This is a genomic window from Pseudonocardia sp. SID8383, assembly GCF_009864975.1.
Taxonomy (GTDB): Bacteria; Actinomycetota; Actinomycetes; order Mycobacteriales; family Pseudonocardiaceae; genus Pseudonocardia; species Pseudonocardia alni.
The window spans coordinates 1-9,477 of the sequence record NZ_WWFY01000878.1; the positions used below are offsets into that span (position 1 = coordinate 1).

The following is a 9,477-nucleotide window of genomic DNA, read 5'->3' on the forward strand; positions in this document are numbered from 1 at the left end:
TGACCGCCGCGGGGTGCCCGCGGGTGCTCGCCGAGCCCGACGCCCGCAACACCGCCGCGCGGGGGGCGTTCGGCCGGGCCGGGTTCGACGAGGCCGAGCGGATCGCGCTGCCGCACAAGGACGCCGTCGTCATGGTGCGCACGGCGGCCTGAGCCTCAGCCGAGCGGCCCGCCGTCCCCGGAGGGGCGCCGGTCGGCGGGGAGCAGCGCGTGCAGGGCGTGGTAGCCGACGAGCACCACGATCGTGCCCAGCGCGATCCCGGACAGCTCGAACCCGCCCACCGACAGGCTCGCCCCGCCGATGCCGATGATCAGCCCGGCGGACAGCGGCACCAGGTTCGCGGCGTGGGCCAGGTCGACCCCGTTGCGGATCCAGATGGCCGCCCCGAGCAGCCCGACCATGCCGTAGAGGACCACGGTGAGCCCGCCGAGCACCCCGCCCGGCACCGCGACGATCAGCGCCCCGAACTTCGGGCAGAACCCCAGCAGCACCGCGACGGCCGCGGCCACCCAGTACGCGGCGGTGGAGTAGACCCGGGTCGCGGCCATCACGCCGATGTTCTCCGCGTAGGTCGTGGTGGGGGAGCCGCCGACCAGGCCGGCCAGCATGGTGCCCGCGCCGTCCGCGGCCAGCGCCCGGCCCAGGTACGGGTCGAGGCGCTCGCCGGTCATCCCCTCGACGGCCTTGACGTGCCCGGCGTTCTCCGCGACCAGCGCGATCACCGAGGGCAGCACGAGGAGCGCGAAGGCGAACGAGAACGTCGGCCAGTGCCAGCCGGCGATCTCCATGCCGTCCGGTCCGGTCTGGGTGGCGGGCGGCAGCCCCACCCAGTCCGCGGACCCGACCCCGGACAGGTCGACCCGCATCCGGGTGCCGACGTCCCCGCTCGCGTCGGGCGCGGTGATCGGACCGGTCGTGGCGTCGAGCAGCAGCGAGAAGGCGAACCCGGCGACCAGGCCGATCAGCACCCCGATCCGGCCCCAGAAACCCGGCAGCAGTACCGCGGCGGCGATCACCACGACCATCGTCACCAGCGCGGCCCACTGGTCCTGTGGCCAGTAGACGGTCGAGGCGACCCCGGCGAGGTTGAACCCGATCAGCATGACGACGGCGCCGGTCACCGCGGGTGGCAGCAGCCGGGACACGACGCGGGCGCCGACCAGGTGGACGACCACGCCGACCAGCAGCAGGACCACCCCGGCGACGACGATCGCGCCGGTCACGGCCGCGGAGTCCCCGCCCTGGGCGCGGATCGCCGCGACCCCGCCGACGAACGACGCCGAGGACCCCAGGTAGCTGGGGATCCGGCCGTGGGTCATCAGCAGGAACAGCGCGGTCGCGACGCCGGACATCAGGATCGCGATGTTCGGGTTCAGTCCCATGAGGACCGGGAAGACGAACGTCGCGCCGAACATCGCGATCACGTGCTGGCCGCCGAGGCCGACGGTGCGCGGCCAGGACAGCCGCTCCTGCGGGCCCACGACCTCGCCGGGCGGCGGGGCCTTGCCGCCGTGCACCACGGTCCAGCCGCGCCGTCGTTCCCGCGTCGAAGTCACCGAGCCCCCTCACCGTGGCCCGCCGCCCTGACGGGGCCGCGATCACAGTCGTCGGCGCGGCGGGGCGGGACAAGGGGTTGCGCGCACCGGTGACGTGACGTTCACGGCACCGGTGCGCGGGCGCCGGCTCAGCTGCCGGGGGCCCGGCCCTGCAGCGCCGCGTCGAGCTGCGGCGCGACGGTGTCGATGGCGTAGGGCAGCGACAGCGGGCTGGAGTAGCCCAGCGCGGCGGCGAACTCGGTCTCGAACGGCCCGAGGTAGGCGACCCGGCCCTGCTGGACCGCCGGGATCGCGCGGAACACCGGGTCGGCCTCGGACTCGGCGCGCGAACGGCCCAGCACCACGAGCACGTCGCTGTCGAGGTCGCCCTGGCGCTCCAGCGAGAGGGTCTGCGAGTCCGGCCGGACGGTGAAGCCGAGGCCGGCGAAGATCTGGGCGCGCAGGTCGTCGGTGCCCATGTCGTAGGGGACGCCCTCGATGAAGAAGTCCATCTTCAGGTTCGTGCCCGCGAAGTCGGGGTGGGCCGCCTTGGCCTCGTCGAACTCGGCGCGGGTCGCGGCGATGACCTGCTCGGCCTGCTCGGTGCGCCCGGTGGCCTGCCCGGTGATGCGGGTCTGCTCCTCCCAGCCCGCGGCGTTCGTGCCGTCGGGGGTGCCCTGGGCGACGGTCGGCGCGATCTGCGACAGCGCGGTGTAGGTCGCCTGGTCCATGAAGGAGTAGACGCCGAGGATCAGGTCGGGCCGTAGTGCGGCGACCTGCTCGACCGGGATCTGGGACCCGGTCAGCAGCTGCGGCTGCGTCCCGCCGAGTGCCTCCTGCGCCCAGGGGCGCTTCGCGTAGTCGTAGTCGCCGATGTTCTCGCGGACCCCGACCGGCTTCACGCCGAGGGCGAGGGCGAAGTCGGCGTCGTTGAAGCCGACGGTCACGACCCGCTGCGGCGCGGCGGGGATCGTCGTCTGCCCGAAGGCGTGGGTGAGGGTGACCGGGAACGCCCCGGTGGGGGCGTCGTCGGCGGGGGCGGGCTGTGCCGCGTCGCCGGAGCCCCCGGAGGAGCAGCCGGCGAGTGCCAGCAACAGGACCACGCACGCGGCGAGCGCGCGGAGCAGGGGTCGGGGCATGGGGGCGGTCCTTTCGACGGGACCCGTGCGGGCGGGGTGCACCGGGCGCCGGGGGATCAGGTCAGTACACCCTTCCGGGTGGACAGGCGAACCTTACCCACGGCGATCACGATCGGGCAGACAGGACATCCCACACGACCTCGAGGTGCTCGCGGCCCGTGGTGACCCCGCCGAACGCCACCCGCACCACCGGGTGCCCGTCGACCTCGGTGCCGGTGAGCAGCACCCGTCCGTCGGCGTTGGCGCGCTCCAGCAGCGCGGTGGTCGCGGCGTCGCCGGAGCGCGAGCGGAGGCAGACCAGGGACAGCACCGGCGCGCACGCCAGCTCCAGGTCGTCGTGCCCGCGGACCCGCTCGGCCAGCTCGGCGGCGAGGTCCACGTGGCCGCGCAGGTGCGACCGCAGCCCGGACAGCCCCTGGCCGTGGAGCACCGCCCACAGCTTCAGTGCCCGGAACCGGCGCCCGAGCGGGACCTGCCAGTCCCGGAAGTCCACGACGGCGCCGGTGTCGGAGTGCGCGTCGCGCAGGTAGGCCGGGGTGATCGACAGCGCGGCCGGCAGCGCGCGGGCGTCGCGCACCCAGAGCAGCGAGGCGTCGAACGCGGTGAGCAGCCACTTGTGGGCGTCGGTGCAGAAGGAGTCGACGCCGGGCCCGGGGCCCGGGTTCACGCCGTCGAGCACCCAGCGGTGCTCCGGGCAGAGCGCGGCGACGCCCGCCCACGCGGCGTCGACATGCACCCAGGCCCGGTACGGTCGCGCCGCCGTGACCAGCGCCGCGACCGGGTCGCTCGACCCGGTCGAGGTCGTCCCGACCGTCGCGCACACCAGGACCGGGACCAGCCCTGCGGCGACGTCCGCGGCCAGGGTGTCGGCCAGCGCGGCCGGGTCCATCGCCCGGGAGCCCGGGGTGCACGGGACGGTCCGCAGCCCGTCCGCGCCGAGCCCGGCCACCCGCACCGCCTTGGCCAGCGACGAGTGCGTCTCGGCCGTGACGTAGACGCGTTCCCGGCCGGTCACCCCGCGCACGCGCCAGCCGGAGTCCGGGTCCGGGGCGGCCCGGTGCAGCGCGGCGGTCAGCGCGACCAGCGCCGCCGAGGACGCCGAGTCCTGGATCGAGCCGCCCCCGCCGCCGTCGTGGGTGAACGTCTCGTCCAGCCCGAGCGCCCGGGCCACCTGGTCGGTGACCGCCTGCTCCACCTCGGTGCACGCGGGCGAGGTCGACCAGAGCATCCCCTGCGCCCCGGCCCCGCCGGAGAGCAGCTCACCCAGCAGCGAGGTCAGCGACGCGTTCGCCGGGAAGAACGCGTGGAACCCGGGGTGCTGCCAGCGGGTGTCGGCGTCACCGGTGACGGCCTCGACCAGCGACGGGAACGCCGCGAGCGGCTCGGGGTCCTCGTTCGCCTCGCGGGGGAAGCGGGCCCGCACGGTGCCGGGCTCGACGACGTCGCGGACCGGGTGACGTTCGATCCCGGCGCGGGCGTCGGCGACGGCGTCGACGAACAGGTGGCCGAGGGCTCGGAACTCGTCCGGGGTGAGGTCGGGCACGTGCGCGGACGCTACCCGGCCACGGGCGTGTGCTCGTGGATCCCGTGGTCGTGCAGGTCGTCGAGGTCCCAGGTGGGCAGCGGGTCGTCCAGGTCGCGCCAGGAGCCGGGCCCGGCGAGCAGCTCGTCGTCGGTGAGCAGGGCCGGGTCGAGGCGCGCGGTGACGGCGTCGCGGGTCAGGCCGAGCCCGATGAACACGATCTCCTGCCCGCGCGGCCCGTCGAACGACGACCACGGCGCCGCCGGATCCAGGGCCATGTTCGGGCCGGCCTGCGACCACAGGCCGGCGACGTCGGGCCGGGTCGCCAGCCAGCAGAAGCCCTTGCTGCGCAGCAGTCCGGGCCACTCGGCGAGCGCGTCGAGCAGTCGGGCGGGGTGGAAGGGGCGTCCGGCCCGCCAGGTCACGCTCGCGATCCCGTACTCCTCGGTCTCGGGGGTGTGGCTGCCGTTGAGTTCCTGCGCCCAGCCGGGTGTCGCGGACGCCGCCGCCGGGTCGTAGCGGTGGGTGTCGAGCAGCTCGGCGACCGGCACGCCGCCACGCACCGCGCGGACCCGGCGTGCGCCCGGGTTCATCCGCGACAGCAGCGCCTCGATCCGGCCCAGCGCGTGCGGCGCGACGAGGTCGGTCTTGTTGAGCACCAGCAGGTCCGCGAACTCGACCTGGTCGGCGAGCAGGTCCGACAGGGTCCGCTCGTCGCCCTCGGCGGCCTGCAGCTCGCGGTCGGCGAGCGAGTCCTCGCTGGTCAGGAGCGTCTCGAAGGTCGAGGCGTCGACGAGGGTGACCATCGTGTCCAGCCGCGCGACGTCGGAGAGCGCGGTGCCGTCGTCGAAGGTCCACTCGAACGTCGCCGCGACCGGCATCGGCTCGGAGATCCCGGTCGACTCGACGACGACGTGGTCGTAGCGCCCCTCCGCGGCGAGCTCGCCGACCGTGGTCAGCAGGTCCTCGCGCAGCGTGCAGCAGATGCAGCCGTTGGTGAGTTCGACCAGCTTCTCCTGGCTGCGGTGCAGGTCGACCAGCGCGCCGTCGATGTTGACCTCGCTCATGTCGTTGACGACGACGGCGATCCGCCTGCCGTCGCCGTTCGCGAGCAGGTGCTCCAGCAGCGTCGTCTTCCCCGCGCCGAGGAAGCCGGACAGGATCGTGACGGGAACGCGACGGTCGGCCATACATTCACGATAACCATTGTCGATAGTGGCGGTGAAGGCTGCCCCCGTGCGCACCTCCCGTCCGGTCTGGTGGCGGCTGCTCCCCGCAGCCGCGTAGACGCACGTCACCGTCATCCCGGGCTGCCCGAGCAGCCCGGCGGCAACCGGTGTGTCTCGTGCAGCTCCCCGTTCCCAGGAGCTGATCATGGATTCCTCGCCGCCACCGTCGCCCGGATGCCCGCGCTGCGTGCCGCCGTCGCCGCCGACCCGTCGTCGCACCGGGTGCTGACCGGGGAGCGGCCGACCGGCCCTCTGCACCTCGGGCACCTGGTGGGCACGATCTCCGAACGCGTCCGGCTGCAACGGTCCGGAGTGGACGTGCTGGTGATCCTCGCCGACTACCAGGTGATCACCGACCGTGACGTCGCCGACCGGCTGTCGGACCACGTCCGCGGCGCGGCGCTCGACCAGCTCGCCGCCGGGCTCGACCCGGACCGCACGACGGTGTTCGCCCACTCCGCGGTGCCCGCACTGAACCAGCTCATGCTGCCGTTCCTGTCGCTGGTCACCGAGGCCGAGCTGCACCGCAACCCGACGGTGAAGGCCGAGCACGCCGCGTCCGGGCGGGCGTTGTCGGGGCTGCTGCTGACCTACCCGGTGCACCAGGCCGCGGACATCCTGTCCTGCCGCGCCGACCCCGTGCCGGTGGGCAAGGACCAGCTCCCGCACATCGAGCTCACCCGGGTGCTGGCCCGGCGCTTCGCCGAGCGCTGCGGCCCGGTGTCCACCCCGCCCGAGCCGATGCTGACCGACACCCCGGAGCTGCCCGGGCTCGACGGGCACACGATGTCCACGTCCCGCGGCAACGCCGTCCCGCTCGGCGCGACCGCGGACGAGACCGCGGCGCTCGTGCGCCGCGCCCGCACCGACCCCGAGCGGCGCATCACCGTCGACCCGGACGGCAGGCCCGGGGTGTACGGGCTGCTCACGACCGCGGTCCTGTGCCTGGGCCGCGACCCGCACGAGCTGGCCGCGACCCTGGACGGGGCCGCCGCGCTGAAACGGCTCACCACCGACGCGGTCAACGATCACCTCGCCGGACACCGCGCGCGGCGCGCCGAGCTGGCCCGCGACCCCGGGCTCGTCGACGACGTGCTGGCCCGCGGCAACGCCCGCGCGAACGACCTGGCCGACGAGACACTCGACGAGGTCCGCGCGGCCATGGGGATGCGCTACGTGCGGGTCAGGACGCGGTGCGCCGGGTGACCGTCTCCCGGATCCGCGGCAGCAGGTGCTCGCCCGCGGCCAGCAGATCCGGGAGGCGGGCGGGCTCGGCGAGCAGTGCCCGGAACGCGTCGGCGACGGTGACGCCGTGCCCGGGCCGGTGCTCGACGGCCACGGCGTCGCCGGCGCGGATCTCGCCGGGGGACAGGACCCGCAGGTAGGCACCGGGGCGGGCGGCCGCGGTGAAGCGCTTCACCCAGCCCGTCCGCTCCAGGTGCGCGGCGAAGGTCCGGCACGGGATGCGCGGCGCGGTCACCTGCAGCAGCACTCCGCCGACCTGCCAGCGCTCGCCCAGCTCCGCGCCGCACACGTCGACGCCGCGGGTGGTGAGGTTCTCCCCGAACATCCCCGCCCGCAGCGGGCCCAGCTCGGGGGCGAAGAACTCCAGGTCCTCCCGGGCGTAGGCGTAGACGGCCTGGTCCGGGCCGCCGTGGTGGTCGGCGTCGCAGATCGTGTCGCCGGCCAGCCCGCTCGCCGCGGGCGCCGGGACGTCCACCCGGACCGGACCGGGTACCGGCCGCTTGTCGATGCCCGAGGTCCCCGCCTTGGCGAGGATCGGACGGGACACCCCGGTGTTCACGGACTCCACGACGGACACCCCCGCGACGCTAGGCGTCCCACCGCCGCCGACGCGAGCGGGTTCGTCTCACACGGACCCGTGGAGGCGGCGCAGCTCGGTCTTGAGCACCTTGCCCGACGGGTTGCGCGGTAACGCCTCCACCAGCGCGAGCCGGCTCGGCTGCTTGTAGCGGGCCAGCCGGTCGGCGCACCACGCGGTGAGCGTGTCCAGGTCCGGCGGGGCGGCGGGGTCGGCGGGCACGACGACGGCGAGCGGGGTCTCACCCCAGTGCGGGTCCGGCACCCCGACGACCGCGACGTCGGCGACGCCCGGGTGCGCGGCCAGCACCTCCTCGACCTCGGCGCTGTACACGTTCTCCCCACCGGAGATGATCATGTCCTTGGCGCGGTCGACGACGTAGTAGAAGCCGTCCGGGTCCTCGCGCACCAGGTCACCGGAGTGGAACCAGCCGCCGCGGAACGCCTCGGCCGTCGCCTCCGGGCGGCCCCAGTACTCCCGCATCACGGTCGGACCGCGGTAGACGATCTCGCCGACCTCGCCGCGCGGCACGTCGTTCATGTCCGCGTCGACGACCCGCACCTCGACGCCGACCATCGGCGTCCCCACGGAACCGATCTTGCGCACCGAGTCCTCGCCCCGCAGCGCGCAGGTGACCGGGCTGCACTCGGTCTGCCCGAACGCGGTGACCACCATGGCCTGCGGGAACGTGTCGATCATGGTGCGGATCAGCGTCGTCGACGCGGGGGCGGCCCCCCAGGTGATCCGGCGCAGCGCCGACAGGTCCCGCTGCGCGATGCCGGGCACGGCGCAGATCGCCTGCCACTGCGCCGGGACGAAGAAGCACGACGACACGCGCTCCCGCTCCAGGGTGTCGACCGTCGCGACCGGGTCGAAGCCGCCCGACGGCGGGATGATCACCCGGCCGCCCGCGATCAGGGTCGGGAGCATCCCGGACAGCCCGGCGATGTGGAACAGCGGCGCCCCGGACAGCGACACCCGGTCGTCGCCCGCGGTGCCCAGGTGCGTGATCGACAGGAACGCGTGCAGCATCAGGTTGCGGTGGGTCAGCACCGCGCCCTTCGGGCGGCCGGTCGTCCCCGAGGTGTACATGATGTAGGCGGGCTCGTCGTCGGCGACGTCGTCGCCCCAGTCGCCGGGGTCGGTCCCGGCGAGCAGCGCGCCGAACCCCTCGCCGAGGGTGAGCACCGTCCGCACCGACGGTGCCTGCTCCCGCGCGGTCCCCACGGTCGCGGCGAACCCGTCGTCGCAGAGCACGGCGGTGGGGGTGCAGTCGGTGAGCTGGAAGGCGACCTCGCCCGCGGTCAGCCGGAAGTTCAGCGGCACGCAGATCGCGCCGCGGCGCAGCACCGCCAGGTAGCTCTCGACGAGCTCGACGGAGTTGAGCCCGAGCACCGCGACCCGGTCCCCCCGGTCGACCCCCCGGTCGGCGAGCACGGTCGCCAGCCGGGACACCCGGTCGTCGAGCTGCGCCCAGGTCCGCGACGTCCGCGGGTCGGCCAGCGCCGGCCCGTCCGGTGTGGTCCGTGCGTGCCGCGCGACGATGTCCGCCGCGGTCATCCCGTGTCCCGTGATCGTGCCCACCGGTGGCCTCCCGAGCCTCGACTGCCCTGCCACTGTGGTCCCGCTCACCCCGGTGGGGCAAGATCACGGCCCGCCGTGCAGGGTGACGCCGGTGAGCACGACCCCCGACGGCAGCGGTCCCGACGGAGCCGACCCCGACGGAGCCGACCCCGACGGAGCCGACCCCGGCGGTGCCGTCCCCGACGGCACCCGGCGGCTCCGGCTGCTGCAGCTGGCGTCGCTGACCAGCACCGTCGACCGGTTCGCGATCGCGCCGCTGCTGGTCCCGATCGCCGCGTCGTTCTCGGCGCCGCTGGCCGCGGCTGCCGGCGCGGCCGGGGGCTACTTCCTCGCCTACGGCCTCATGCAGGTCGTGTGGGGGGTGCTGTCCGACCGGATCGGCCGGGTCCGGGTGATGCGCCTGGCCCTGGTCGGCGCGGTGCTGGGCGGGGTCGCCTCGGTGCTGGCCCCGACCCTCGCAGTGCTGGTCGTCGCCCGGGTCGTCACCGGCGCGTGCACGGCGGCGCTGATCCCGGCGGCGCTGGTGTACGTCGGTGACACCTGGCCCGCCGCGGTCCGGCAGCGGCCCCTGTCGGACCTGCTCGCCGCGACCGCGCTCGGCACCGCCGTCGCCACGGCCGGGGCGGGCCTGCTGGCCGACCTGGCC

The 9,477-nt window shown here is 74.9% G+C and carries 8 protein-coding genes; 2 read left to right on the top strand and 6 right to left on the bottom strand.

The window, feature by feature from the left end:
- Nucleotides 1–155 precede the first annotated feature (155 nt).
- From GTW08_RS21145 to GTW08_RS21160, 4 genes are all read right to left on the bottom strand, one after another.
- Complete coding sequence (locus tag GTW08_RS21145) at nt 156–1,556, bottom strand: uracil-xanthine permease family protein (RefSeq protein ID WP_073574561.1); 1,401 nt, start codon at nt 1,554–1,556, stop codon at nt 156–158.
- Between the two features lie 128 nt (nt 1,557–1,684).
- Entirely contained in the window at nt 1,685–2,674 is a 990-nt protein-coding gene (locus tag GTW08_RS21150) for an iron-siderophore ABC transporter substrate-binding protein (RefSeq protein WP_073574562.1), read from the bottom strand.
- A 106-nt stretch (nt 2,675–2,780) separates the two neighbouring features.
- Nucleotides 2,781–4,217 (bottom strand): pyridoxal phosphate-dependent decarboxylase family protein, encoded by a 1,437-nt coding sequence (locus tag GTW08_RS21155; protein WP_073574563.1) that lies wholly within the window; start codon nt 4,215–4,217, stop codon nt 2,781–2,783.
- Nucleotides 4,218–4,228: 11 nt separating this feature from the next.
- On the bottom strand, nt 4,229–5,386 hold the full coding sequence (locus GTW08_RS21160) for a GTP-binding protein (RefSeq protein WP_073574564.1): 1,158 nt from the start codon (nt 5,384–5,386) through the stop codon (nt 4,229–4,231).
- A 213-nt stretch (nt 5,387–5,599) separates the two neighbouring features.
- On the opposite strand from GTW08_RS21160, the gene trpS reads away from it, so the two are divergent.
- Nucleotides 5,600–6,631, top strand: coding sequence for a tryptophan--tRNA ligase (gene trpS, locus GTW08_RS21165; protein WP_073574565.1), 1,032 nt, complete (start codon nt 5,600–5,602; stop codon nt 6,629–6,631).
- Here trpS and GTW08_RS21170 read toward each other — a convergent pair.
- Nucleotides 6,609–7,247 carry an MOSC domain-containing protein gene (locus GTW08_RS21170; RefSeq protein ID WP_217266860.1) on the bottom strand — a complete coding sequence of 213 codons (639 nt, stop codon included), beginning with the start codon at nt 7,245–7,247 and terminating at the stop codon, nt 6,609–6,611. The two genes, trpS and GTW08_RS21170, sit on opposite strands and share 23 nt — an antisense overlap.
- A gap of 48 nt (nt 7,248–7,295) precedes the next feature.
- Nucleotides 7,296–8,831: a long-chain-fatty-acid--CoA ligase gene (locus tag GTW08_RS21175; protein ID WP_308292833.1), complete on the bottom strand. Its 1,536-nt coding sequence runs from the start codon at nt 8,829–8,831 to the stop codon at nt 7,296–7,298.
- Nucleotides 8,832–8,922: 91 nt separating this feature from the next.
- On the opposite strand from GTW08_RS21175, the gene GTW08_RS32075 reads away from it, so the two are divergent.
- Nucleotides 8,923–9,477, top strand: a 555-nt coding sequence (locus GTW08_RS32075) for an MFS transporter (protein WP_346009948.1), incomplete at its 3' end; no start/stop codon positions are given.

Bases quoted from the DNA above. Each gene is read 5' to 3' on its own strand.
- GTW08_RS21150 (WP_073574562.1), bottom strand. From the start codon at position 2,674: ATGCCCCGACCCCTGCTCCGCGCGCTCGCCGCGTGCGTGGTCCTGTTG.
- GTW08_RS21160 (WP_073574564.1), bottom strand. From the start codon at position 5,386: ATGGCCGACCGTCGCGTTCCCGTCACGATCCTGTCCGGCTTCCTCGGC.
- trpS (WP_073574565.1), top strand. From the start codon at position 5,600: ATGCCCGCGCTGCGTGCCGCCGTCGCCGCCGACCCGTCGTCGCACCGG.